The sequence below is a fragment of the Kribbella capetownensis genome, from assembly GCF_004331485.1.
Classification (GTDB): Bacteria; Actinomycetota; Actinomycetes; order Propionibacteriales; family Kribbellaceae; genus Kribbella; species Kribbella capetownensis.
Genome location: NZ_SJKD01000001.1, coordinates 792841 through 816822 on the forward strand (window position 1 = coordinate 792841; position 23982 = coordinate 816822).

Consider the following 23982-nt stretch of genomic DNA (forward strand, 5'->3'; position numbering starts at 1 on the left):
CCGGATGGATCCCCTGAGCGGCGACCTGACCACGCTGCGCGAATTCCGTCCCACCGATCTGGACGACTATCTGGCCATCGCCGGTGACGACAGGGTGACCACCTGGATGGCCTTCGACAGCTACGACCGCGCCAAGGCGGCCGAGGCACTCGTGGGCATCATCGAACGGTCGGCCCGGGAGGACCGGCCGGATCACATGCTCGCCGTCACCCGACGGGACGACGACCGGGTGATCGGCTTCGCCCGGCTGGCGCCCAGCGGGCCGTGGGGAGCGAAGCTCGGCTACGCGGTCCACGCCGATCACTGGGGCCGCGGCTACGCCACCGACGCCTCGCGGGTGATGCTGCGGTTCGCGTTCACCGCCCAGGGCCGGCACCGCGTGACCGCCGCGATCGGCCCGGAGAACGAGGCCTCGATCGCGGTGGTGAAGCGCCTCGGCTTCACGTACGAGGGCCACCTCCGCGACCACGTCTTCACCAACAGCGCCTGGCGCGACTCTCTGCTCTACTCCCTCCTGGCGAACGAGTACGCCGACTGACGGCTTGGCGGCCGGGGCAGACTGGCTGTATGGCAGCCACCATCGCTGGACCGCTGGACCCGCTGCGGGACGGGTTGGCGAAGCTGATCATGACCAAGGTGGCGGGTCCGGACCCGCGCGCCGAACGCAACCGGGTGCACAACACACCCGGTCCCCGCTGGTTCGCTCCGGACAGCCCGATCCGGCGGGTGCACGGCGACGCGTCGATGTTCGCCGGTGGACTCCGGGCTCTGCTCCTGCAGTCGCTGCACCCGCTCGCCATGGCGGCCGTGTCCGCGCACTCCGGCTACCGCGGCGACCCGTGGGGACGGCTGCGCCGGACCAGCTACTTCTTGGCCATCACGACGTACGGCGCGGTCCCGGACGCCGAGGAGGCGATCGCGCGCGTCAAGTCCGTGCACGAGCGGGTCCGCGGGACGAGTCCGGACGGGGTGAAGTACCGCGCCTCCGATCCGCACCTGCTCAAGTGGGTCCACGTGGCGGAGGTCGACAGCTTCCTCGCCGCACACCGGCAGTACGGCGTCGCACCGCTCAACGCCGAGGAGCAGGACCTGTACGTCGCAGACGCGGCGCTCGTGGCCCGCAAGCTCGGAGTCATCGACCCACCGACCACCGTGGCCGAGTTGCGGCAGACACTGCAGGAGTACCAGCCGGAACTGCGCGGCACGACCGAAGCCCGCCAGGCCGCCCGCTTCATGCTCGTGCACCCACCCGTGCCGTGGGCCGCGCGCCCGGCGTACGGCGTACTCACGGCCGCTGCGGTCGGTCTGCTGCCGTGGTGGACCCGGCTGCCACTGCGGCTGCCGTACCTGCCGCTTGCCGAGCGGACCGTCGTACGCGCCAGCGGCAACGGCCTCACCAAGACCATCCGGTGGGCTCTGACGTCGCCAACACTGGGAGAAATCGGCGCGGACTCCTAAACGCGCCGGTAGGTTGTTCTCGTGCCGCTGCGTCCTCATCGTCCGCTCCCCCTGGCCACGCCGGCGGGAGTCGAGGTGCTGACCAGGATTCTGACCCAGGGCCCGATCCCGCGGGTGGAGATCGCGCGCCGGACCGGACTGTCTCAGGCGGCCGTCACCAAAGCCGTCGCGCCGTTGATCGAGGCCGGGTTCGTCACCGATCAGGCGCCTGTGCCGTCCGAAGACAACCAGCTCGGCATCGGCCGGCCGGTGAGCCCGTTGACCGTGGTCCGCGAGAGCGTCTCGCTGATCGGGTTGAAGGTGACCCCGACCAGCCTGATCGGCGTGACCACCGACTTCACCGCCGGAATCCTGACCGTCCGGCATCAGCGGCTCGACGACACCGCGCCCGAGCGGGTGATCGACCAACTGGCGGACTTGTCGAAGGAACTGATCACCTCGCTCAAGCTTGGCGAGGCGGTGGCCGGGCCGCTGGTCGGCATCGGTGTGGCGGTGTCCGGCGATGTCGACGCGGCGCACGGAGTCGTCCGGGACTCGCCGTTCATGGGTTGGCGGGACGTCCCGGTCGCGGAGCTGATGGGTCAGCGGCTGCGGCTCCCGGTCGTGGTGACGAACGACGTACGGGCGCTGACTGTGGCCGAGCACTGGTTCGGGGTCGGCGTCGATGCCGACTCGTTCGCGGTCGTGACGATCGGGTCGGGCATCGGCTGCGGGCTCTACATCAACGGTGAGGTCGTGTCCGGCGCGTACGGCGTCTCCGGCGAGCTCGGCCATCTACCGCTGGCTCCTGGTGACCTCGTCTGCACCTGCGGCCGGCGCGGTTGTGTGGAGACGGTTGCCTCGTCCGACGCGATCCTGGCCCGGACCCGGGAGACCACCGGGCGGGCGGATCTGGATCTGGCCGGGGCGATCAAGCTGGCGCACGAGGGCGATGAGCACGCGCGCGAGGCGTTCGACCGGGCCGGTGAGGTGATCGGTGCGGCGCTGGCCGCGATGGTGAACCTGGTCGGGCCGGAGCTCGTGGTGATCGCGGGCGAGGGCGTCGCGGAGTACGACCTGTACGAGGAGCGGCTGCGGCGGACGTTCGCTGAGCATGCGTTCGGGGCCGCCGGCGACTGCCGCCTGATGCTGCGCTCGCACACCTTCGACGACTGGGCCCGCGGCGCGGCCGCCACGGTGATCCGCTCCTACGTCCGCGGCGAACCGCCCCTCAACCGCTGAGCCGCGCACACAGCCCCAACCGCCCGCCCCCCGCCCGCCCGCCCACCGCCCACCGCCCACCGCCCACCGCCCACCGCCCACGAGCATTTGAACGGACAACCCCTCCCGTTGCCGGTTCTCCCCTCGAATTACGAGGGGAGAACGCTGTCTTTCAGGGGTTATCCGTTCAAATGCACCGGGAGGGGGAGAGCGGTCAGGTGCGGGCGGCGGCCAGGATCTTGCGCCAGACCTTCTTGTAGGACTCCAGGCCGTCGGCGGCGAGCGGACCGCTGGGGCCGGCCGTGATCGACACCCGCTCCGGGATCGTGCCCCAGACCGGAATGCCTTCCTCGGCGTACTGCTGCATCGCTTCCTGGTAGCTCCGGGTGTACGTCCGGGCCGAGCAGATCACCAGGCCTGCCGGGACGTCGTCGGGAACCAGTTCCAGTACGGCCTTCACGCGAGGTGTCTCCACCCCGCCGATGCGGGTCGGGATGACCACGATCCGGGCTCGCTCGAGGGCCTTGTTCAGCAGCCGCTCGTGGGACGGCGGCATGTCCACGATGCCGATGCCCTCGGGCGGAACTTTGTCGAGTGCCTTGTTCAGCAGCCGTTCGGTCGGCGCCTCCTCGATCTCGATCCTGTTCAGATGGTCGTCCTCGGAGGAGTCGACCCAGTCGGCGGCACTGCCTTGTGGATCGGCGTCGACCAGGGTGGCTGTGCGACGGTTGGAAGATGCCAGCGCGGCCAAGTACACCGACGTGGTTGTCTTTCCGACCCCGCCCTTCAGTGCAGCTGTCACGATGATCATGAGAGTGAACTTACCCGGTCCTGTCCGATTTCCGGCGTGTCGTCGGCGTTGCTCACCCACATCGTGATAGTTGCCCCCAGCCCATGTGAACAAGCTCAAGCCCGCTTCAGAGCTACTTCTTGCCCAGCCAGGTGTCGACCTTCGACTGGTTGTCCTTGACCCACTTCTCGGCGGCGGCGTCCGGCGTCAGCTTGTCGACGGCGATCATCCGGGCCACCGCGTTCTGGTCCTCGTTGGTCCACTGGAAGTTCTTGACCAGGTCGTACGCCGGGCTGCCCGAGTCGGCGAACTTCTTCGAGACCACCTTGTCCAGGTCGTACGGCGGGTAGTCGCAGGCAACCTTCGCCGGGTCGACATCGCAGCCGGACTTGTACGGCGGCAGGTCGATCTTCACCAGCTTGAGCTCGTTGAAGAACCACTGCGGCTCGTAGAAGTACGCCAGCAGCGGCTTCTTGTTCTTCTCCGCGTCCCGGAACGCCTGGATCAGCGCGGTCTCGCTACCGCTCTGCACGACCTTGTAGTTCAGCGACAGGTTCTTCACCAGCGCCTCGTCGTTCGTCACGTACGACGGGTCGCCGTCGAGCAACTGGCCCTTGCCACCGGACTCCGAGGTCTTGAACTGGGCGGCGTACTTGTTCAGATTCTTCCAGTCGGTGATGTCCGGGTACTTCGCGGCCATCCACGGCGGCACGTACCACCCGATCACACCCTTGACCCCGGTCGAACCCGTCTCGACCGCGACCTTCTGGTCCTCGATGTACTTCTTCTTCAGGTCCTCGTGGCCCCAGTTCTCCAGCACCGCGTCGACCTCGCCGGTGCCGAAGCCCTGCCAGGAGATCTCCTCCTTGAGGTTCTTCTTCACCACCGTGCAGCCGAGATCCTTGCTGGCCACGTACCCGACCACGGCCGCGTTCGCCTCGTACCCGACCCACGGATTGACGGCCAGGTTGAACGTGCCGCAGTCCTTCGCACCGCTCGCGGCCGGTTCGTCCGCACCGACCTTCTCCCCGCCGCATCCGGCGAGCGCGAGTGCCGCGGCCGTCAGGACACCGGCGTACCGGAGCTTGTTCACAGCTTGTCTCCTCTAACTGTTCCGTTGAACTTCCGGGTCCGCGCGGCCGCCTGCGTGATGCGGTCGAGCAGGACCCCGAGCAGCACGATCGCCAGCCCGGCGGCCAGTCCCTTGCCGTACAGCTCGCTCTGCGCGAAGCCGGCGGCGACGTCGTACCCGAGGGCACCGGCGCCGACCAGGCCACCGACCACCACCATCGCGAGCACGTAGATCAGGCCCTGGTTGACCGCCAGTGTGATGGCTCGGCGGGCCACCGGCAGCTGCACCTTGCTGATCACCTGCCAACTGCTGGAGCCGACCGAGTTCGCCGCCTCGACCGTTGCCACCGGCACCGCCTTGATGCCGTCAGCAACGATCTTGGTGGTGACCGGTACGGCGTACACGACGGCGGCCGCGATCGCGGTGAACCGGCTGGAGCCGAAGAGCGCCAGGAACGGCACCAGGTAAACGAACGGCGGCATCGTCTGGCCGGCGTCCAGAACCGGCCGGATCCAGGTGTCGACCCGGTGCTTGCGCCCGGCCCACACTCCGAGCGCAAGACCGACGACGACCACCACGACGGTCGCGAGCAACGTCGAGGCCAGCGTGATCATGCTGTCGTGCCACACCCCGGTGGCCACCAGCAATCCCGAGCAGACCGCCGCCGGCACCGCGCCCCGCCAGCCCCCGAGTACGGCGGCCAGCGCGACAACGACCGCGGCCACGAGCCACCATGGCGACCCGGTCAGCAGGGCTTCGAGCGGGTTCAGCAGACCGTTGGTCACCGCGTCACGGACGCCGTACGTGAAACCGCCGAAGGTGTCCTGCACCCAGTTCGTCACGTCGGTGGCGATCACGGCGATCCGCGAGCCGAGGTTCACGGTGTCCGGGAACTCGGCCGCCCACACATAGGTCCGGGAGAACCAGATCGCGACCAGCACTCCGACCGCGCCCGCGCCGAGCAGGACCTTCCGGCGGACGCTCGCCGTACGCCACGGCCGGTCGCCGGCCGCGGTGGTGACGCGGTCGAGCACGATCGCGATGACCACGATCGCCAGGCCCGCGTTGAACGCGACGCCGACGTCGAGCGTCTGCAGAGCCGTCAGCACGGTCTGCCCGAGGCCGGGCGCGTCGATCAGCGCGGCGACCGTCACCATCGACAGCGCCGCCATGATCGTCTGATTGATGCCGACCACAACAGTGCTGCGCGACATCGGCAGCAGCACCTTGGTCAGCGTCTGGCCGCGGGTCGATCCGAGCGAACGGGCCGCCTCGACACTCTCCAGCGGGACCGAACGGATCGCGTGCGCGGTCAGCCGGACGGCCGGCGGCGCGGCGTAGATCACGGTCGCGATGGTTGCGGCCGCGGGCCCGATCGCGAAGAACAGGGTGAGTGGCGCGAGGTACACGAACGTCGGCAGTGTCTGCATCAGGTCGAGCACCAGCGTCGCGACCCGGAACGCGCGATTCGACAATCCCGCCCAGATGCCGAGCGGGATCGCGACCAGCAGCGACAGCAGCACGGCCGCGATCGTCAGCGAGAGCGTGTCCATGCTCTCCTGCCACAGCCCTTGCAGCCCGACGAACCCGAGCCCGGCCGCGGTCAGCAGCGCGACCTTCCAGCTCCCGAACGCCCAGGCCAGGTACGCCGCCAGCGCAACCACACCGAGCCAGCCGATCACCGGGACCGGACGCCCGTACGACGGCTGGGCCAGGACGTTCTGGAGCAGTACGACGAAGTGGTCGACGCCGACCCGGATCGCGTCGAAGACGGCGTTGCCCTGGCCGACGTCGTCGCGGTGATCGGTCAGCCAGCGGTGGAACGCGGTCGTCTCCTGACCACCGAGAACGAGTGTGTCGATCCCGCGGAGCAAGAAGTACGCCGCGACCCAGACGACAAGCAGGATCCCGATGATCACGCTGCGGCGCGGCCGTCGTACCTCGAACTCGACCGAGCCGGTGATGGACGCCATCAGACGGGCTTTTTGTGCGGCGGCGCCACGACGGCGAGGATCTCCTCGTCACCGATCACACCGAGCAGCGTGCCGTTGGAGACGACCTTGACCGGGCGGTCCGACTCCAGCACCAGCCGGGTCGCCTCCCGGACCAGAACGTCCGGGCCGAGCTCCGGCCCGTCCAGCGGCTCCTCCGGGCGCGGCTCGCGAACGATCCAGCGCAGCGTCAGTACGTCGGCCCGCTGCACGTCCCGCACGAACTCGCGAACGTAGTCGTCGGCCGGCGCACCGACCAGTTCGTCGCCGGTGCCGAACTGCACCGCGGCGCCGTCGCGCATCAGCAGGATCCGGTCACCCAGCTTGAGCGCCTCGGACAGGTCGTGGGTGATGAACACCATCGTCTTGCCGACCTCGCGGTGCAGGCGCACCACCTCGGTCTGCATCTCGCGGCGGATCAGCGGGTCGAGCGCGGAGAACGGTTCGTCGAAGAGCAGTACGTCGGGGTCGTTGGCGAGCGCACGGGCCAGACCGACGCGCTGCTGCATGCCGCCCGACAACTGCTCGGGGTAGAGGTTCTCGTTGCCGGCCAGGCCGACCAGGTCGATGACCTCCTGGGCCCGACGGCGTCGGTCCGGCTTGCTCTCGCCGCGGATCTCCAGGCCGTACGAGACGTTGTCGATCACCTTGCGGTGCGGCAGCAGCCCGAAGTGCTGGAACACCATCGAGAACTTGCTCCGGCGAAGCGCGCGCAGCCGCTTCTCGTCGGCCGCGCGGAGGTCCTCTCCCTCGAAGATCAGGGTGCCGGCGGTCGGTTCGATCAAGCGCGTGAGACACCGGACCAGCGTGGACTTGCCCGAACCGGACAGGCCCATCACGACGAAGACCTCGCCGGGTGCCACGTCGAAGCTGAGGTCGCGGACGGCCGCCGTACATCCGGTCTGGCTGTACAGGGCGGCGCGGTCGAGCGAGGCGAGCTCCGGCCGGCGGGGGACGCGTTGCGCCTTCGGGCCGAACACCTTCCACAGGCCGTGGATCGACAGCAGCGCGTTGTCGTCCTGCACCCCGGGATACTCGAGCTGAGCGGTCACTGGTTCACCCTCGCATCCCCGCCACGCGGATTCGTCGTGAACCGCGACTGTATCCAACCCACAGTCCCCCGGCGCGGGCACGGGGTGTCTGCGGCGTCAGCGAACGGACCCCGGCGTCGGTGAAACTGGTGGCCCACGATGCGAGGAGTGGCGACATGCCTGACGTTCCCGCCGAAACCCAGGCCGCCGGGCCCGCCCCTGCGTCCGTGCGGGCACAGATCCTGTCGACCGAGCACTGGAGCCTGCTGGCCACGCGCAGCCTGGCGTGGAGCGAGAGCTTCAGCCGCGCCAGCTGGTTCGTGACGGTTGTTTCGGCGGCCATGGTCGCGCTTGCCCTGGTCGCGCAGAGCACCGAGTTCGGCGTCGGGTTCCGCATCTTCGCGCTGCTGGTCATCCCGTTGCTGGTGGTCATCGGCGTAGCGACTGTCATCCGCTTGGTCCAGCTCAACGGCGAGGACGTCGAACTGGTGATCGGCATGAACCGGTTGCGGCGGGGCTACCTCGACATCGCGCCCGAACTCGAGGAGTACTTCGTGACCGGGCATCGCGAGGATGTCGCCGGGATCATGCGGACCTACGGCACCCGCCGTACGCGGATCCCGGCGACGCAGTACCTGTCGAGCATCGCGTTGCTCGTCAGTGTGATCGTGGCGGTGCTGGTCGGCGCATTGGCCGGCCTCATCGGCGACGCGCTCGGCACCGAGCTCGCGGTGTCCGTCGTCATCGGAGTCGTCGTAGGTGTCGCTGCACTCGCGGCCGTCGTCCTGCTCGTCGTCCGTCACGTCCGCCAGACCTGGGGCCGGCGGACCTGATGGACAACGATGACTACGGTTGGTACGGCGGAGCTTCGCCCCAGCCCCAGTGGGGGACGGGCGCCTCGGGCGGTGGGGTGGCGCCGGGCTGGGAGTTGGACAGCGCGATCCGCGTGCCCCACTCGATGTACGCGACGAAGGCCGAGCGGAACTCCGGGTCGTCCGGGAGCCCGGCCGGGTCGGCGCTCTGCGCGATCAGGGCGGCCCAGCGCGACCGCTGCTCCTCGGTGAGCGACAGGCCGAGGTGGTGGCCCAGCATCGCCGGGTAGCCGCCGAGCTCATCGGTGTACCGGCTGTGGCCGCGGAAGACCTCGCCCAGCCAGATCGCCACATGCTCGCGGTGCTTGTCGCTCATGTGCGCGAACACCGGCGCGAGGACCGGGTCGCTCGGCACCTTGTCGTAAAACACCTGGGTCAGGCGCAGCAGCGCCTCGTGCCCACCGGCCCACTCGTACAGCGTCGGAGTCGTCGTCATGTAATGATGTAATCACGAGTACAGCGCATCGGCGACAGCGGCCAACTCGGCCTCGATCCGGGTCGCTCCGTCCTCGGTGAACCAGAGCACGTTCTGCAGGATGCGGCCGGCCGTCCAGCCGAGTGCGCGGTCCCGGTCGATCGCGGTGACCTCGAGCATCAGGTCGAACCGGTCCCGGATCGCCTTCGGCAGATCGCCGGTCGCGACCAGGTCGTCCCACCGGTTCCACAGCACCGGGAAGACCTCGAAGCCGGGATCACCGGCGAGTGGCTTGGGGTCGATCACCAGCCACGGCTGCCGCTGCGCGGCCATCACGTTGTAGTAGTGCAGGTCCCAGTGCAGCAGCCGGTCACCAGAGTCCGGCAGCAGCTCGGTGACCTGCGCGACGAAACGCCGTACCAGCCGCTGCTCGGCCGGATCGGCCAGCCGGGGGATCAGGCCGGGCGCGTCCTCGACCATGGCACCGGCGATGTCCGCGAGGCGGCGGATCCCGGGCGGTGCCGGTACCGCGCTGAGCCTGACCAGGAGCTCGGCCAGGATGCGGGTTGCCTCGACGTGGTCGGGCAGATCGTCGAGGGTGCGCGGTTCGAGCCGTTCGAGCAGCAGGGTAGACGTCGCCGGGTCGTCCTCGAGCACCTCGACGACGTCGTCGTGATTCCAGCTGCGCAGGGCGAGCGCTTCGGCCTCGCTCTCGTCGTTGACCGACTGGAGCTTGAGCATCGCCTCGGTCCCGTCCTGCCGGACCACCGGGAGAATCAGCGACGCCTCGCCGCTCAGCGGGTCGCCCGTGACGGACAACTGCCACCGGTCGAGGTAGGTCGTGGCCGTGGCCGGCAGGCTCGCCAACCACTCGGGCGACCGCTCGCTGTGGTTCCTGATCAGCTTCGCGGGAATCTCGATCACCCTCGGCACAGTAGGTGGTTCGGCCGGGGTGTGCTTGGGTTTTCTCCGTGACCGAGGTGGAACGCAGGCACCGGCGAGTGCAGCGCGTGGTGGCAGTGACGTATCTGGGGATCCCGTTGGTGTTGCTGGGGATCGTGGCGTGGATCAGCACGCAGGGACCAGCCGCGACCTGGATCGGTTACGTCGTACCGGCCGGGATGCTGGTGTTCGGGTGGATCCTCTGGCGACGGCATCGGTACGTGCCGCGTTGGTGGGCCGGCGTCGGGGGACTGTTCGGCGGCATCGCCGGGTTGTTCGCGACGCTCTATCCGCTGATGCTCGGCATCTGGTGGCCGGCGCTTCTCGCGTTGCCGGCGCTCATCGTCGGCCTGGTCGTGGGGCTCGCGCTCGCCCGCGCTGCCGATCGTGCGCTGCTGGTCCCGGTCGTACCGGAACTGGCGGAGACGCCGTACGAGCTGGTTTTCCGGTTGCGCGGGATGCCGCTGGCCGCAGTACTACTCGGCAAGGACTCGGTGACGATCCAGGGCCATCCGTTCCCGCGGTCCGAGGAGCAGTCGCGGTCGTATCCGCTGGCCGCGATCACCGGGACGTTCGAGGTGTCGCTGAGTGGTGCCGAACGGCTCAAGTTCCCGATCGCGATTCCGCACCCGCCGGTCGCGTCCGAGGGGCCGGCGATCATCCTGCAGGCCTCCGGCGACGACTGGGTGCTGCCGAGCAACCAGGCGCCGACCCTCATCGAGCTTCTGGACCGGCGCAGGTCCATCGCATAGCCAACGCGAACCCGACGTCGTCGTACTGCGCTCCAGGGAAGACCTCGTCGTACACCTCGCGGAACTGGGCGCGGGACAGGTAGCGGTCGCTGGCCAGGTGATCGAGCCACGGCTTGCTGTGCCAGAAGCGGAACTCGAACCACGCATCACGCAGGCCGAGTCGACGGAGCTGCCGCGGGAAGCCCAACCAGGCGCCCAGCAGGTAGATGTACCGCGGCGGTGTCGGAGTCCAGTCGCACACGTTGTCGACCACCGCGACCGTGCCGCCCGGACGGACCAGGCTCTTGAGGTGTTCGAGACCGGCCCGGTAGTCGGGCAGGTGGTGCATCATCGTGTGGCTGTAGACCAGGTCGAAGCCGTGGTCGTCGATCGTGAACACGTCGGCCGTGCGGTACTCGAGGTTCGGCCGGGACCGGGTCCGGCGGGCGATCTCGATCATCGGCTCGCTCAGGTCGACGCCGACGACGTGATCGAACTGCCCGGCCAGCCGCTGGGTCGCGTGGCCCGGCCCGCACCCGGCATCCAGTGCACGCTCGCCGTGCAGCCCGAGACCGATCACCCATTGGGTGTTCTGCCCGGGCTGCAGGCTGACGAACCGGTCGTACGCGGCCGCGAAGCGATCGAACGAGGCAGGGTCATCCATGCTTCGTACGATGCCGCCCGGGCCGACCTGGTTCGCCCGCCGACGTCAGGAACCCTCGCGCTCCTTGCGAGCAGTCTCGGCCTTCTCCGCCTGCCAGCCGTCCTCGTTCTTGCCCAGCCGCCAGTAGCCCGACAGCGAGACCCGCTCACGCGGCAGACCGCGTTCCTGGAAGAGGTTCTTGCGGATCCGGAACACGAAGCCGGCCTCGCCGTGCACGAACACCTGGACGTCACCGGCCGGGAAGTCCAGCGCCTCGACCGCGGCGACCAGCCCGTCGCCACGACCACCCGAGCGGCTCGCACGATGGAACCAGGTCACGTCGACGTCGCCGGAGCCGCTGAGCTTCTGCTCCTCGGTCTCGTCGTCCACCTCGACCAGGACGGTCGCCCGTGCACCCGGCAGCAACTGCTCGACCGCGGCACCGATCGCCGGCAGCGCGCTTTCGTCGCCAACCAGCAGGTGCCAGTCCGCTGCCTCGTCCGGCGCGTAGGCGCCACCCGGACCGTTGAACCACAGCACGTCACCGGGCTTGGCCGCCGCGGCCCACGGCCCGGCGACGCCCTCGTCGCCGTGGTAGACGAAGTCGATCGCGAGTTCCTTCGCGTCCTCGTCCCAACTGCGCACGGTGTACGTCCGCATCGTCGGCCACTGCTCCCGCGGGTACGTCTCCCGGACCACGCCCATGTCGAGCGGCTCGGGGTACTCGACCCCGGGCTGACTGAACAGCAGCTTCACGTAGTGATCGGTGAATCCGTTGTCGGCGAAGTCCTCGGAGCCGAACACGACCCGGATCATGTGCGGAGTGATCTGCTCGGTACGGCGAACAGTCGCGCGCTTGCACACGCGATTGCGACGGGGTGCGGGGCTGGTCACACGACCACAGTCCTCTCGGCGGAAGTTAGGCCTACCTAACAACCCTAACCCACCAACCCCACCCCCGCCGCGACAACCGCAGCCCGGCTACGCGCTGCGCTCCGGGTCGTTCACATCTGCGATGTAGAACCCGAGTTTCACGCCGGCCTCCAACTGCTTCTGATCACCGGATGCGAAGATCAGGTCTTGCGCGTCGACGGCCTCCGCGGTCGCACAGTGCACCGCGTCGGACCCACGAAGTGCCTGAGCCGACGCCAACTCTCCCGCTCTGCGAACCACTGGCTGGGTCGGATCGATGACAAACAACTCCCCCCAGTAGCGATCGAGATCTTCGAGCGCCTCCGCCTCCCGAGCATGAGTGATTCGATGGCAGCGCACCGCCCTCGCCAACGCGGCGGCGGCCTCGACATAGAGCAGCCTCGTGGTGACGACGTCGTCGGCGTCCTCCCACAACCGGCGGCACGCGGGGGACACCGGCTCGGGGATCAGCAGCGGGACGAAGGCTGAGGTGTCGAAGTAGCAGATCACCGCCTCTGCTCCGCGATCAGGTCGCTGACAATGCCGTCAGCCTTGGTGGGGATGCCTGCCGGGCGCTTCTTCCGGAGTGGCGGGCGGGCCTTTCCCTCGGCCACCAACTGCTGGAGCTTGGTCGGACCGTCGACCGGCACGATGCGGGCGATCGGCTTGCCGTGGTCCGTGATGGTGATCGTCCGTCCTTCGCGCACTTCAGCGAGATGGCGGCTCAGGCCGTCGCGAAGCTCCCTGATCCCGATGTCCACCAGACCTCCTATGGCCACTTTTCCTCCTTCGATTCTAGCCACATTGCCTGTCTCCACCACTGTGGAGCGGGCAGGCGAGCGGCGCGAAGGGCAGATCGTGGGGAAGGTCGGGGCAGATCGGTCAGGGCCAGATGGAGGTTATCCATTCGGGGTGGTCGATGAAGGGGTTTCGGTTGTGTTGGTAGGTGGTGTAAATGACCTCGTTGCGGCGCTGCTCGAAGGCGTCGGGCGGGTCGGCGGCGGCCCAGGCCTTGAGGACGGAGAGCTTGCCGATGTACGGCGCGGAGCCGTTGTTGACCGAGTTGTTCGGCTCGAGGTCGGCGAAACCGTCGCCGCCGTCGTACCGGACTGCCATGTAGAAGATCATCCGGGCCACATCGCCGCGAACGGCGGGACGCGGGGCGAAGGAGTCCGAGTCCGCCGTACAGCCGGTGCACTGGGCGACGGCCGAGCCGCCGTTGTCGAAGTCGAGGTTGCCGCGCACACCGTTCACCGACACGTCCTCGGGCCGTAGGTGGTGGATGTCGGTGCCGGGGCCGGTCGCCGTACCGAAGTCGCCGTGGGACTTGGCCCAGACGTGCTCGCGGTTCCAGTCGTCCGGGTCACCGCCGTTGGTGCTCTTGCTGATCGAGCGGCCGGAGTAGATCTCGATCACGTTGTTGCTGTTCGCCGGGTCCTGGTCGGTGTCCTTCAGCGCGTTCCAGACCTGGTCGTAGGTGAGCTTGGTCTGGCTCGAGATGATCGTGTGCAGCGCGGACTTCAGCGCGGGCCCGGTCTTGCCCTCGGCGCCGGCGTAGTAGTCACCCGGATCCGGCCCCGGATCGTCCGACCCGCCACCGCCGAACGCCGTCGCGTTCTTCAAGCCCGGATGCGAGAAGTACGCCGCCAGCGTCCCGGTCACCGTGATCTTCTGACCGAGACGTCCAGGGTTGGTCTGCAGTCCATACGACGCCCTGAACGCGGACGGGATCTGGACGTACAGCATCGCCGACGTACTGGTCTGCGCGGCCGAATCCGCCAGCGCCAGCGCATAGTCGTTCGGGAAGTTGCTCCGCACAACGGTGCTGGTCGCGGTCGGCTGACCGACCACGTACCCCTCGACCGTCGCGGTGGATCCGTCCTGCCGGCCGATCGCGGTACTGACGGAGATCGTCGCGGTGGTCGCCGCGGTCGACGGCGTGATGCCGAAGCCGAGCAGGGCGAGCACGACGGAGACGACCAGGGCGGGACGCAGGGCGCGTGGAATGGGCACGGCAACTCCCAGGGGCGGTTGGGATCCGGTCGCCCTCAGTTTGCCCACCGGATCGGGTCACCGAACGTCCGGCGGTGAAACCGTAGGTGAATTGAGTCGGTGGGGCGGTGAGCATGTGAGTGACGCTCACCGCCCCACCTGGGTGTATGGGCCCCCATCAGGCCGCGACGAGCCGCCGCGGGCTGCTCTGCCCATCCACCAGTGAGGCGCTACTGGCGGGCAGCACCTCACCGCACAGGAGGAGGGCACAGCCCCAGACGAGCAGCCCTCCAGCGGTGGCGTGGTGCGGACGCCGTTTACGGACCGTACTCAGTCCAGCACGCGTTGTCCATGCCTCAGCGCGGCCGTCTCACCCTACTGACGGGAAATTGACTCGGAAGCAGTCGCCCGGGCCAGTACGGCGCTCGCCACCGCGGCATCCGCCGCACCGATCCCGGTCAGATCGGCCACCGACCGGCGGCTCCGGTCCACGCCGTCCCGCAGTACGGCGCCGACCGCCCAGTCGACGTCGTTGCCCACGACACCGGCCCGTACGGCGTTCCCGAAGTCACCGTGATCGAGGCACTGCGCGTGGTCGTCGGTGGCGATGAGCGCACCCGCGAACACCTCGACCGGCAACTCACCCTTGCCGGGCATGTCGGTCCCGATCCCGGTCACGTGCAGCGCGGACCGGAACGCCTCGGCCGGCAACGGCTCCCGGGCAGCGGTCGTCGCGATCACGCACGCCGCGCCGTCCAGTCCGTCGGGCCGCGCGTCCAGGCCGTCCTCGGCGAAGACCGCGCAGAGCGCGTCCACAGCTTCGGGACGACGGCCCCACACTTTGACCCGGCGTAGCGGCCGCAGTTCGCACAACCACTGCACCTGCATCCGTGCCTGCTCGCCGGTCCCGAGGACCGCGACCTCGTCCACGTCGGGAGGTGTCATCGCGTCGGTGATCAGCGCCCCGGCGGCCGCCGTACGCCACGCGGTCAGCAGGCCTTCGTCGGCGAGCACCGCGGCAGGCGCGCCGTTCGTCGCGTCGACGAGAAGCATCAGCCCGTTGTTGACCGAGGCGAACGTGCTGGCGATCTTCACCACGAAGTACGGCGACCGGTCGACGTACCCGGCCTTCACGTGGCAGTCGCCGGCATGCTCGGGGAAGTCCAGCACCATCGGCGCCGGGACCGACGTACGACCCTCGGCGTGGGCGATGCACGCAGCGCGAACCGCGCCGAAGACCAGGTCCGGTGTGGCGACCCTCGTGATCTCGGTCAGACCGATCACTGGCAGCGTCATCAGCGCTTCTCCAACCATTCGCCCCACACGGTCAAGGCCTCACCAGGATCGCTGCGCCCGATGCCGACCCGGAAGCGGTCGGTCGGGGTCTCGGTCAGCGCCGAGCTGTAGATGCTCGACGGCAGCAGCAGTACGCCGGCCTGTTCGACGAGGTCGGTGCACATTGCCTCGACACCGTCCGCACCGAGGTAGCGCGGGAAGCAGACACAGCCGCCGTCCGGTGCGGTGAACTCGAACAGCTCGGGATAGCGCGCGAAGAACTCGGTGAACACCGGCAGGTTCTCCGCGACGATCCCGCGGTTGCGGGCGAGCACCTGCTCACGAGCTCTCAGCGCGATCAGCGCGAGTACTTCGCTCGGCGCGGAGTTGCAGATGGTCGTGTAGTGCTTGGCGCGCTCGAGCTTGTCCAGCACCGCCCGATCCCGGCAGGCGATCCAGCCGATCCGCAGGCCGGGCAGCCCGTACGCCTTGGACATCACGTTGAGGGAGAGCGCCGTACCGGACAGGTCTGTTGCTTGCGGCAACGATGGTGCGGAGAGTTCCAGTCCGCGGTACACCTCGTCGCTGAACAGCGTGATCCCACGCTCGTCGCACAGCCGCACCAAGCGGTACCAGCTGTCGAGGGACGGGACCGCCCCGGTCGGGTTGTTCGGGAAGTTCACCGACACCATCCGGGTGTTCGGCCGGAGTGCGGCTTCGATCGCGTCGACGTCGAGCGCCCAGCCTTCCTCGGGCCGCAACGCGACACCGGTGACCTCACAGACCGACAGCGGGACCGTCTCTGCCGCCTGGTAGTTCGGGGTCAGGACGACCATGTGATCCGCGGGCTCGAGCAACGTCCGCATCGCCAGGTAGAGCGCTTCCTCGGCCCCGGCGAAGCACAGTACGTCGTCCGCGCCAGCATGCTCGTACGTCGCGGCGATCTCCTCCCGCAGTGCGGGCAGTCCGCGCGTCTCGGTGTAACCGAGGGCCAGCGACTCCCACCGCTGCCGGCCGTCGTCGTCGGCCAGCGCGAGCAACTCGGCCAGCGACAACGTCTGCGCGTCCGAGGCGGTCAGGTGGTAGCGCGCACTGAACTCCCACTGCGCGAAGTAGGTCTCCAGCCGGAAGTCAGGCAGGGTCGGCATCGGCGGGTTCCTTCCGGGCCTCGGCGAGCAGTTGATAGAGCGCGGACCGGGAGACGCGCAATGCGCGGGCAACGGCCGGGACCGATCGGCGCTGACTCAGGACGCCGGCGGTGTCCAGCTGACCGAGCACCTCGAGCCGGTCCGCGCGGGTCAACCGGTCGACCGCCGCGCCGCGCTCGCGGACGTACGCACCGACGATCTCGTTGAGCGTCTCGGACCAGTCGTGCTCGAACAGCACCCGCGGCTGCCCGGCGACCGGTGCAGCAAAGGCCGCCAGCAGTCGCGAAGCCTCCTCGAAGGCCGTCCTGTCGACGTTGATGCACAGGACGTACGCCGGTTCGCCGTCGTCGTCGCGGATCACGGCGCTCACGCTCGACAGCCGGCGTCCGTCGGAGAGCGACTTCGGGTAGGGGCCGTAGACGCCCTCACCGGTCGCGGTCAGTTCGGCCAGCTCACCGAGCAGCGAGGGCTCACCGGGCTCGCGGCCGGACAGCGGGTTCCAGATTCCGGCGACCTGGTCGGTCACGGCGTCGTGCAGCACGACCTCGGCATGCGGCGACAGCAGCCGCGCCAGGGCGTCACCAATCGGTGCGAGTTGATCCGGCTTCACAGGTGGACACTAGGTCCATGATGGACAGTTTGTCTAGGCAGCCGAGACCGGGACGCGCACCTGGTCCATCCGCTGTGCTCGCTTCAGGCCGTACAACAGCAGGCCGATCGAGATCACACCGACGATGATGTAGGTGACCCAGCCGCCGATCCCGTCCCAGGTGGTGTGCAGGGCGACGGCGAGCGCGTACATGCCGAGGAAACCGACGAAGTGCTTGCCGCTCGGCACGATCGCGAACCGCCAGAGTCCCCAGCAGGCCAGCCCGGTCCAGGCAGCGTGCCCGGCCGGTGAGAGCAGTCCGCGGATGAACAGCGTCCGCTCGGCCGCCCCGACGCTCCCGTCGGACTGCAGCAGCGCGACGAAGGCGTACCCCATCGTCTCCAGTACGGCGAAGCCGGTGCCGACCGCGACGCCGATGACGATCCCGGTCCCGAGCGAGGTCCGGTAGCGATGCCCGAAGAACACCACCAGGATGGTCGGCACGACGAGCTTCGCCGCCTCCTCGATCAGCCCGACCCCGAGCATCGGCAACGTCCCGAGTCGCCGCATCGCGTCGTACTCGAGCAGGCCGGCGACGACAACTCCGACGACGCCGCCGAACAGCAGCGACCCGCCGAGCGTCGGGCCGTCGATCAGCCAGCGCCCGGACCGGCCGGCCGCGAACGTCACGAACGTCAGCGGTACGACGAGGGCGCCGAGCAGGATCAGCGTCGGGAACAGATTCGGGTTCGCGGTGTCGGTGAAGACGGCGAGGACGAGCACGTACAGCGCACCGCCGACCAGCAACGTGCCGAGCCAAGCCCATCTACGCGCCACCTGCTGTGCGGCCATGTGCGCTGTCATGCCTCCGATGGTGCCGGGGCTGGCGTGCTTGCGCCATGTCGCAGGGACGGCAGTGATGGACAGGCCGGATCCCCGTGACGTGATTGCAAACTCTGTCTCAAGAAGAGGTGGTCCTGCCCCCAACCTCTCGAAGGAGAATCCGACTATGTCCCATCCACGGATCACTGCTGCCACCCTTGCAGCGGTACTGGCCCTCGGCGCGGTCTCGGTGACCCCGGCCGCCGCCGCGTCACCACCCCCGACCGGGAACACCAGCCCGACGAGCAGTGCGGTCACCCTGATCACCGGCGACGTCGTCGAGGTGACCGACGCCGGTGGCGGCCGGAAGGCGGCCAGCGTCCACCCGGCCCCGGGCCGCGAAGGCGTCTCGTTCCACACCATCGAGGCCGACGGCGGCCTCCGCGTCCTGCCGAGCGACGCCGTCCCGTACATCTGCACCGGTGTCCTCGACGCCGACCTGTTCGACGTGGACGAGTTGATCGCCGACGGGTACGGCGACTCCGCCGCCCGGCAACTCCCGCTGATCGTCAAGTACACCCCGGGCCTGCGCACGTCCGAAGCCCTCGCCGGTACGACGACCACGCGGCAGCTCGCGTCGATCGGCGGCGAAGCCGTGGACGCGGCCAAGGACCAGCTGCCCGAGCTGTGGAAGTCCTTGTCCCCGGCGGTCGGTGCTCGCTCGCTGAGCAGCGGTGTCAGCAAGATCTGGCTCGACGGCAAGGTGAAGCCGGTGCTCGACAAGAGCGTCCCACAGATCGGCGCACCGGACGCGTGGAAGGCCGGCTACGAGGGCTCCGGCGTCCAGGTCGCCGTACTCGACACCGGCGTGGACGCGCAGCACCCGGACCTGGTCGGCAAGGTCAAGGAGGCCGAGGACTTCTCCGGCAGCCCGACCGGTGCGCAGGACCACTTCGGCCACGGCACGCACGTCGCTGCGACCATCGCGGGCACCGGAGCCGGCGCGGGCGGGACCAGGAAGGGTGTCGCCCCGAAGGCGGACCTGCTGGTCGGCAAGGTGCTCGGCGACGACGGCTACGGGTACGACTCCTGGATCATCGCCGGGATGGAGTGGGCCGCCGCCGAGGGTGCCAAGGTCGTCAACATGAGCCTCGGTGGTGGTCCGACCGACGGCACCGACCCGCTCAGCCAGGCGGTGAACGACATCACCGCGCAGACCGGCACGCTGTTCGTCGTCTCGGCCGGCAACGACGGTGCGGACGAGACGATCGGTACGCCGGGAGCCGCCGCGTCCGCACTGACGGTGGGTGCCGTGGACCGGACCGACGGGCTGGCCGACTTCTCCAGCCGCGGACCGCGTCTCGGCGACGCCGGACTCAAGCCGGAGATCACCGCGCCCGGCGTGGACATCATCGCCGCCCGCGCGGCCGGGACGGCCATGGGCGCGCCGGTGGATGAGCTCTACACCGCAGCCTCCGGTACGTCGATGGCCGCGCCGCACGTTGCCGGAGCGGCAGCCCTGCTGGCGCAGCAGCACCCGGACTGGAAGGCCGACGAGCTGAAGAACGCGCTGGTCAGCACTGCCAAGACCCAACCGAACCAGAGCGTGTACGCCCAGGGCGCCGGCCGCGTGGACCTGACCCGGGCGGTGGCGCAGAAGGTGTTCGCCACCGGTGTGGCGGACTTCGGCCCGCAGACGACGACCGGCTCGTCGACGCGCACCATCAACTACCGCAACGACTCGGACGCGCCCGTGACGCTCGCCCTGTCCGTTGCCGTCAGCAACCTCGACGCCGGCAAGCCGGAGACCGACGCCTTCGGCGTTCCCGCCACCATCACCGTGCCCGCGCACGGCAACAGCGACGTACCGGTGGACCTGACCGCGGCCAAGCTCGACCGCGGGCTGCACAGCGGCTGGATCGTTGCCACCGGCCCCGACGGCGTCGTCACCCACACCGCGGTCGGCGCGCTCCGGCAAGGCCCGAAGCACACCGTCACCCTGCGGGCGGTCGGTCTCGACGGACAGCCCACCGGCGTCCCGGTCATCTCGCTGTACGGCGACAACTCGCGCTCCGACGTACTGGCCTGGATCCCGGACGGCTCCAGCTACACCGCCGAGGTCGAGGAGGGCACCTACCTGCTGCACTCGCTGGTCGAGAACGGCGAGCCTCAGGACGAGAAGGTCAGCCTGTTCACCGACCCGAACATCGTGGTGAGCAAGGACATCGAGGTGGTGATCGATGCACGCAAGGCGGTGCCGATCACGATCCGGACGCCGAAACCGTCCGAGCAGCAGGCGGTGCTGAGCTACTACGTGCACCGCGAGTACGGCAACGGCCGCTCGATCAGCCACGGCGTCATGCACTTCAGCACGGTCAAGGAAGTCAGCGTCACGCCGACCAAGCCGGTCAAGGACGGCACCTTCGAGTTCTCGTCCCGCTGGCAACTGGTCGCGCCATTGGTGCAGGCCACGGTCTCCGGTGTGACCGGACCGCTGGACATCAACCTGCTGCACCAGTCGCCGTCGTACGAAGGCAAGAAGCGGTTCCCGCTGGTGTCCGCCGACTCGTCGTTCCAGGGAGTGAAGGGCGCGGTGGCGGTGCTGGACTCCAGTCAGGACGGCAGTGAGCAGGACCAGATCGCGGCGGCCGCGAAGGCGGGTGCCGCTGGAGTGATCCTGGTGCGGCCGGCAGACTGGTCGGCGTGGACGGTCTGGCGCCCGACCGGTGACCGCGAACCGATCCCGGCGATGGTCACGACGTTCAAGGACGGCCATCGGCTGATCGACCGGGCCGAGCGCGGCCACGCCACGATCGACCTGACCCTGACCACCTCGAGCCCGTACCTGTACGACGTCCAGCAGGTCTCGACCGGGTCCATCCCGAGCAAGATCGACTACAAGGTGACCCCGGCCAACAGCGCGCGGATCACCACCGGGTACGCCGACAACGGCGGCTTCGACTGGGCCAAGGAGCAGCGGTTCGGGTGGCGGCCGTGGCAGGAGTACTCCTGGAACGACTCGCAGCGGTTCGTGCAGACTCCGAAGGTGCGGGAGGAGTGGGTGACGTCCGGTGACTCGATCTGGCAGCACCGGGTGCACCACCTCTACACCTGGGATGACATGAACCCGCTGGCCGGTGGCATGACGACGCTGCCGCGGACCTACCAGAACGGCACCTCGAAAGAGACCTGGTTCGGTCCGGTGGTTCGGCCGGCCACGGCACCTGGAGTGGTGTCGAGCCGGACCGGCGATCGGCTGTCGCTGCGGATCCCGTCGTTCGTGGACGCGGACGGGCACTACACGGTCGGCGAGACCAGCTCGGCCAGCGCCAAGCTGTCGCGCAACGGTCAGGTGATCGCCGAACTACCGGATGCGTGGGAGGACGTCATCACCTCCAGCGACACCGCGGCGTACAAGCTGGACCTGGCCACCTCGCGGATCGACGCCGACGGGGAGTGGAACTGGGCGACGAACACGGCGACCTCGTGGGAGTTCCGGTCCGGTAAGCAGGCGGAGGACAAGGCGACTCCGCTGCCGCTGCTGCAGGTCGGCTACAAAGTCCCGACCGACCTGACCGGTCGTGTCGGCGCCCGGACGCACGTCGTCGGCTTCGAGGCACCGCGGTCAACCTCGTTGAGTGCCTGGGCTTCGTTCGACGAGGGCAAGACCTGGCGGCAGCTCCTCGTGGTAGGTGCCCTCGGCCACTATGTCGCCGTGGTCGCCAACGCCCACGACACCGTCTCGCTGAAGGTGCAAACCACCGGCACGGACGGCGCGAAGTTCACGCAGACCGTGATCCGCGCGTACGGCGTCAAGTAGTAGTCACCACAGAGTTCGGCCCGGACGGTGCGACCACCGTCCGGGCCGATCCGCTGTCCGGCGACGGTCAGTAGTAGACGCGAGCGCTGACTGCCCGGTGGTCGGAGTAGTTGCGGTCCTCGCGGTCGGAGCCGGTCTCGGCCTGGTCGGCGGCGTCACCCTCGTCGAAGGTGACGGTGTGGAACGCGCTCACCGTGGGCAGCGCGCCGGACGGCCGGCGGGCGAAGAGGAAGTCGATCCGCCGGTCGCCGCCGATGGTCCAGTTCGACGCCAGGCAGGACAGGTTGCCGGCGCAGGCGGAGTACCCGGCGTCGCGGTAGCCGAGTGAGCCGCCGGCGTCGCCGTTCAGCAGCTGGAACCAGGGCCGGAACGCACCGCCGCTGACGTCGGAGTAGTTCAGGTCGCCGCCGAAGATCAGCAGGCTGCCGCCGTACCCGTCCTCGGTCAGCTCGGTCGCCGTCTCGCGCGCGTTGGACTCCGCGCACGGCGGACCACCCGACGCCGAGGTCGGCCAGTGCACCGACGCGACCGTCAGGTCCTTGTTCGCGACCTTGTCGTGCAGCCGGACCTTGACCGCCTTGGTCCGGGCCTGGTCGTTGTTGGCGCACGCACCGGACTCGTCGCTCTGCGCCTGCCAGGTCGCGTTGCCGAGGCCGAGGTTCGTGAAGCGCGCGGTCCGGTAGATGACGGCGTTGGTCTGGTGGTCCTTCGGTGCGCCGCAGGGGCTGTTCATCGCGGCGGGCGAGACGTCGGCGATCACGCCGGCGTACGTCTCGCCGAGGTCGGTCGAGAGGCGGTCCAGGTACGTGTCCAGCTGCACGCGGTTGCTGATCTGCTGGACCGTGAAGACGTCCGGCTTCAGCGGGGCACGCTTCAGGTAGTAGGCCAGGTCCTGCCAGTCGCCCGGACAGGCCAGGTCGACGGTCGGCAGGTTCTCCAGGTTGTTGTCGTACACGTGGACGAAGGCGGGGTCGTTGTTCGCCGCGGCGGTGGTCACGTCAGCGTGGGCCGGGGTGATCCCGGCGAAGGCCAGCGTGAGAACGGCCAGTGCGGCACCTTTTCGGGGCGGGGTGCGCATGGCGGCAGTACACCACGGCCGAGGGCTCATCCCTGGCGGTCAGATCCAGCCGCGCTTGGCGGCCTGGAACGCCAGGCCGGTGCGGGTGTCGACGCCGGCCAGCGCCATCATCCGGTCGAGCCGGCGCTGGACGGTACGACGGCTGATGCCCAGCTGGGACGCGATCGACTTGTCCGGCACACCGGCGACCAGCAGCGACAGCAGGAACCGCTCGTTGTCGTCGAGACCTTCCGTCTCCTCGGAGTTGCCCCGCTGGAGCTTCACCGGCGTCGCCTGCTCCCAGTGGCTCTCGAAGAGGGCCAGGAGTGCGTCGAGCAGTTGGCCGCGGCTGATGACGGCGGCTGTCGGCTCACCGATCCCCAGCTCGTCGTCACGGACCAACGGGCAGACCGCGGTCGACCGGTCCACGATCGCCAGCCGGACCGGGAGCGTCGGCAACGCGCGCGCCTCCTCACCCCAGCTCACGCCCTCGGCGATCGAGTCGAGTTCGCCCGGGGTCTCGAGGAGGGCGCGTTCGTAGATCGCGCGGTACCGGACGCCGCGGGTCAGAGCGCCGTACTCCTCGGTGTTGTCGGCGCCCTGCATCGCCAACGGGTTGGCGCGGCAGAACCAGAGGATCTCCTCGCGCGCCGATTCCTGCAGGTCGCGCAGCCGCTCCCGGAGCGCGGTCGCGCCGACGATCACCTCGACCAGGTGGTGCGCGTCACGGCGGCTCGCACTGGCGCGGAACTCCTCGCTCAGCGCCGCCACCGTCTTGCGGGCCGTCTCCAACGATTCCTGCCGGCGGAGCAGCGTCGTACCGAGAGCAACGTCCGGCGGGAGCGGGCGGAACACCGGGTCGTCGACCTCGGTGGCCGCGACCAGTCCCTTCGCCTGCAGCCGCTGCAGTACCTCGTCCGCCTCGTGCCGCGTCAACTCCGCGACTTCGGCGAGCTCCCCGGACCGGGCCGCGGACAGCCCGACCAGCAGGCGGTAGGCCTGCTCCTCCCGGGCATCAAGCAACAAGCCTTCCTGCATGGGCGGCCCCCTCTCGGCGCGGTAGTCCACCTAATCAGGCGTTACAACGCTGAAGCGAGCCGATTCCCACTGGCCGTTCCGTGCCGCGGCACGCAAGTGTCATCACGGATTTGCTGAGGGACCGTCACTTCCGGTCAGAACGTTCGCGGAACTCGCCGCCCCTGACCGGGGCGGTGGGGCGGGG

General features: G+C 69.1%; 23 protein-coding genes. 6 read left to right on the plus strand and 17 right to left on the minus strand.

Annotation, left to right across the window (positions count from 1 at the left end):
• Positions 1–4 precede the first annotated feature (4 nt).
• The 3 genes from E0H75_RS03855 to E0H75_RS03865 are packed head-to-tail and all read left to right on the plus strand — an operon-like array spanning position 5 to position 2679.
• Positions 5–538 (plus strand): GNAT family N-acetyltransferase, encoded by a 534-nt coding sequence (locus E0H75_RS03855; protein ID WP_131511622.1) that lies wholly within the window; start codon positions 5–7, stop codon positions 536–538.
• A 29-nt stretch (positions 539–567) separates the two neighbouring features.
• Entirely contained in the window at positions 568–1458 is an 891-nt protein-coding gene (locus tag E0H75_RS03860) for an oxygenase MpaB family protein (RefSeq protein ID WP_131511623.1), read from the plus strand.
• 21 nt (positions 1459–1479) lie between these two features.
• On the plus strand, positions 1480–2679 hold the full coding sequence (locus tag E0H75_RS03865) for an ROK family transcriptional regulator (RefSeq protein ID WP_131511624.1): 1200 nt from the start codon (positions 1480–1482) through the stop codon (positions 2677–2679).
• Between the two features lie 193 nt (positions 2680–2872).
• Here E0H75_RS03865 and E0H75_RS03870 read toward each other — a convergent pair whose 3' ends face one another.
• From E0H75_RS03870 to E0H75_RS03885, 4 genes are all read right to left on the minus strand, one after another.
• Entirely contained in the window at positions 2873–3469 is a 597-nt protein-coding gene (locus E0H75_RS03870; protein WP_131362277.1) for a ParA family protein, read from the minus strand.
• 112 nt (positions 3470–3581) lie between these two features.
• Positions 3582–4541 carry an ABC transporter substrate-binding protein gene (locus E0H75_RS03875; RefSeq protein ID WP_131511625.1) on the minus strand — a complete coding sequence of 320 codons (960 nt, stop codon included), beginning with the start codon at positions 4539–4541 and terminating at the stop codon, positions 3582–3584.
• Positions 4538–6493, minus strand: coding sequence for an ABC transporter permease subunit (locus E0H75_RS03880; protein WP_131511626.1), 1956 nt, complete (start codon positions 6491–6493; stop codon positions 4538–4540). Before E0H75_RS03880 ends, E0H75_RS03875 begins: the two co-directional genes overlap by 4 nt.
• Complete coding sequence (locus E0H75_RS03885) at positions 6493–7563, minus strand: quaternary amine ABC transporter ATP-binding protein (protein WP_131511627.1); 1071 nt, start codon at positions 7561–7563, stop codon at positions 6493–6495. Before E0H75_RS03885 ends, E0H75_RS03880 begins: the two co-directional genes overlap by 1 nt.
• Positions 7564–7718: 155 nt before the next feature.
• On the opposite strand from E0H75_RS03885, the gene E0H75_RS03890 reads away from it, so the two are divergent.
• The gene (locus E0H75_RS03890) at positions 7719–8375 is read left to right on the plus strand and encodes a hypothetical protein (RefSeq protein WP_131511628.1); all 657 of its coding nucleotides are present in this window, start codon (positions 7719–7721) and stop codon (positions 8373–8375) included.
• Between the two features lie 13 nt (positions 8376–8388).
• Here the strand turns inward: E0H75_RS03890 and E0H75_RS03895 are convergent, their stop codons facing one another.
• Both E0H75_RS03895 and E0H75_RS03900 read right to left on the minus strand, forming a co-directional pair.
• Entirely contained in the window at positions 8389–8850 is a 462-nt protein-coding gene (locus E0H75_RS03895) for a group II truncated hemoglobin (RefSeq protein WP_131511629.1), read from the minus strand.
• A 12-nt stretch (positions 8851–8862) separates the two neighbouring features.
• Positions 8863–9762 carry an aminoglycoside phosphotransferase family protein gene (locus tag E0H75_RS03900; protein WP_131511630.1) on the minus strand — a complete coding sequence of 300 codons (900 nt, stop codon included), beginning with the start codon at positions 9760–9762 and terminating at the stop codon, positions 8863–8865.
• A 38-nt stretch (positions 9763–9800) separates the two neighbouring features.
• Here E0H75_RS03900 and E0H75_RS03905 point away from each other — a divergent pair, with 38 nt between their 5' ends.
• Positions 9801–10523, plus strand: coding sequence for a hypothetical protein (locus tag E0H75_RS03905; RefSeq protein ID WP_131511631.1), 723 nt, complete (start codon positions 9801–9803; stop codon positions 10521–10523).
• On the opposite strand, the gene E0H75_RS03910 is transcribed toward E0H75_RS03905, so the two are convergent.
• The 9 genes from E0H75_RS03910 to E0H75_RS03950 form a co-directional block, all read right to left on the minus strand.
• Positions 10486–11166, minus strand: coding sequence for a class I SAM-dependent methyltransferase (locus E0H75_RS03910; RefSeq protein ID WP_131511632.1), 681 nt, complete (start codon positions 11164–11166; stop codon positions 10486–10488). The two genes, E0H75_RS03905 and E0H75_RS03910, sit on opposite strands and share 38 nt — an antisense overlap.
• A gap of 45 nt (positions 11167–11211) precedes the next feature.
• Positions 11212–12039, minus strand: a complete 828-nt coding sequence (locus E0H75_RS03915) for a siderophore-interacting protein (RefSeq protein WP_131511633.1) — start codon at positions 12037–12039, stop codon at positions 11212–11214.
• An 87-nt stretch (positions 12040–12126) separates the two neighbouring features.
• On the minus strand, positions 12127–12567 hold the full coding sequence (locus E0H75_RS03920; RefSeq protein ID WP_131511634.1) for a type II toxin-antitoxin system VapC family toxin: 441 nt from the start codon (positions 12565–12567) through the stop codon (positions 12127–12129).
• Entirely contained in the window at positions 12564–12818 is a 255-nt protein-coding gene (locus tag E0H75_RS03925; protein WP_131511635.1) for a type II toxin-antitoxin system Phd/YefM family antitoxin, read from the minus strand. Before E0H75_RS03925 ends, E0H75_RS03920 begins: the two co-directional genes overlap by 4 nt.
• 121 nt (positions 12819–12939) lie before the next feature.
• Positions 12940–14070: an endonuclease gene (locus E0H75_RS03930; RefSeq protein WP_238162810.1), complete on the minus strand. Its 1131-nt coding sequence runs from the start codon at positions 14068–14070 to the stop codon at positions 12940–12942.
• Between the two features lie 354 nt (positions 14071–14424).
• A complete protein-coding gene (locus E0H75_RS03935; RefSeq protein ID WP_131511636.1) occupies positions 14425–15345 on the minus strand; it encodes an ornithine cyclodeaminase family protein in 921 nt (306 codons plus the stop codon).
• Positions 15345–16472, minus strand: a complete 1128-nt coding sequence (locus E0H75_RS03940) for an aminotransferase class I/II-fold pyridoxal phosphate-dependent enzyme (RefSeq protein WP_131511637.1) — start codon at positions 16470–16472, stop codon at positions 15345–15347. Before E0H75_RS03940 ends, E0H75_RS03935 begins: the two co-directional genes overlap by 1 nt.
• Entirely contained in the window at positions 16456–17082 is a 627-nt protein-coding gene (locus E0H75_RS03945; protein WP_202872816.1) for a helix-turn-helix transcriptional regulator, read from the minus strand. Before E0H75_RS03945 ends, E0H75_RS03940 begins: the two co-directional genes overlap by 17 nt.
• Positions 17083–17115: 33 nt before the next feature.
• Positions 17116–17925 (minus strand): PrsW family intramembrane metalloprotease, encoded by an 810-nt coding sequence (locus tag E0H75_RS03950; protein WP_202872817.1) that lies wholly within the window; start codon positions 17923–17925, stop codon positions 17116–17118.
• A gap of 145 nt (positions 17926–18070) precedes the next feature.
• On the opposite strand from E0H75_RS03950, the gene E0H75_RS03955 reads away from it, so the two are divergent.
• Positions 18071–21703, plus strand: coding sequence for a S8 family serine peptidase (locus E0H75_RS03955; RefSeq protein ID WP_131511638.1), 3633 nt, complete (start codon positions 18071–18073; stop codon positions 21701–21703).
• Positions 21704–21770: 67 nt separating this feature from the next.
• Here the strand turns inward: E0H75_RS03955 and E0H75_RS03960 are convergent, their stop codons facing one another.
• Together E0H75_RS03960 and E0H75_RS03965 are read right to left on the minus strand one after the other, a co-directional pair.
• The gene (locus tag E0H75_RS03960) at positions 21771–22781 is read right to left on the minus strand and encodes an exonuclease/endonuclease/phosphatase family protein (RefSeq protein WP_131511639.1); all 1011 of its coding nucleotides are present in this window, start codon (positions 22779–22781) and stop codon (positions 21771–21773) included.
• A gap of 39 nt (positions 22782–22820) precedes the next feature.
• Positions 22821–23798, minus strand: coding sequence for a helix-turn-helix domain-containing protein (locus E0H75_RS03965; protein WP_131511640.1), 978 nt, complete (start codon positions 23796–23798; stop codon positions 22821–22823).
• Between the last annotated feature and the right edge of the window lie 184 nt (positions 23799–23982).

Excerpts from the sequence above, each read along its gene's own strand:
- E0H75_RS03860 (WP_131511623.1), top strand. The coding sequence starts at position 568 with ATGGCAGCCACCATCGCTGGACCGCTGGACCCGCTGCGGGACGGGTTG.
- E0H75_RS03870 (WP_131362277.1), bottom strand. The coding sequence starts at position 3,469 with ATGATCATCGTGACAGCTGCACTGAAGGGCGGGGTCGGAAAGACAACC.
- E0H75_RS03935 (WP_131511636.1), bottom strand. The coding sequence starts at position 15,345 with ATGACGCTGCCAGTGATCGGTCTGACCGAGATCACGAGGGTCGCCACA.
- E0H75_RS03855 (WP_131511622.1), top strand. The coding sequence starts at position 5 with ATGGATCCCCTGAGCGGCGACCTGACCACGCTGCGCGAATTCCGTCCC.
- E0H75_RS03880 (WP_131511626.1), bottom strand. The coding sequence starts at position 6,493 with ATGGCGTCCATCACCGGCTCGGTCGAGTTCGAGGTACGACGGCCGCGC.
- E0H75_RS03965 (WP_131511640.1), bottom strand. The coding sequence starts at position 23,798 with ATGCAGGAAGGCTTGTTGCTTGATGCCCGGGAGGAGCAGGCCTACCGC.
- E0H75_RS03950 (WP_202872817.1), bottom strand. The coding sequence starts at position 17,925 with ATGACAGCGCACATGGCCGCACAGCAGGTGGCGCGTAGATGGGCTTGG.
- E0H75_RS03890 (WP_131511628.1), top strand. The coding sequence starts at position 7,719 with ATGCCTGACGTTCCCGCCGAAACCCAGGCCGCCGGGCCCGCCCCTGCG.
- E0H75_RS03955 (WP_131511638.1), top strand. The coding sequence starts at position 18,071 with ATGTCCCATCCACGGATCACTGCTGCCACCCTTGCAGCGGTACTGGCC.
- E0H75_RS03910 (WP_131511632.1), bottom strand. The coding sequence starts at position 11,166 with ATGGATGACCCTGCCTCGTTCGATCGCTTCGCGGCCGCGTACGACCGG.
- E0H75_RS03895 (WP_131511629.1), bottom strand. The coding sequence starts at position 8,850 with ATGACGACGACTCCGACGCTGTACGAGTGGGCCGGTGGGCACGAGGCG.
- E0H75_RS03960 (WP_131511639.1), bottom strand. The coding sequence starts at position 22,781 with ATGCGCACCCCGCCCCGAAAAGGTGCCGCACTGGCCGTTCTCACGCTG.
- E0H75_RS03940 (WP_131511637.1), bottom strand. The coding sequence starts at position 16,472 with ATGCCGACCCTGCCTGACTTCCGGCTGGAGACCTACTTCGCGCAGTGG.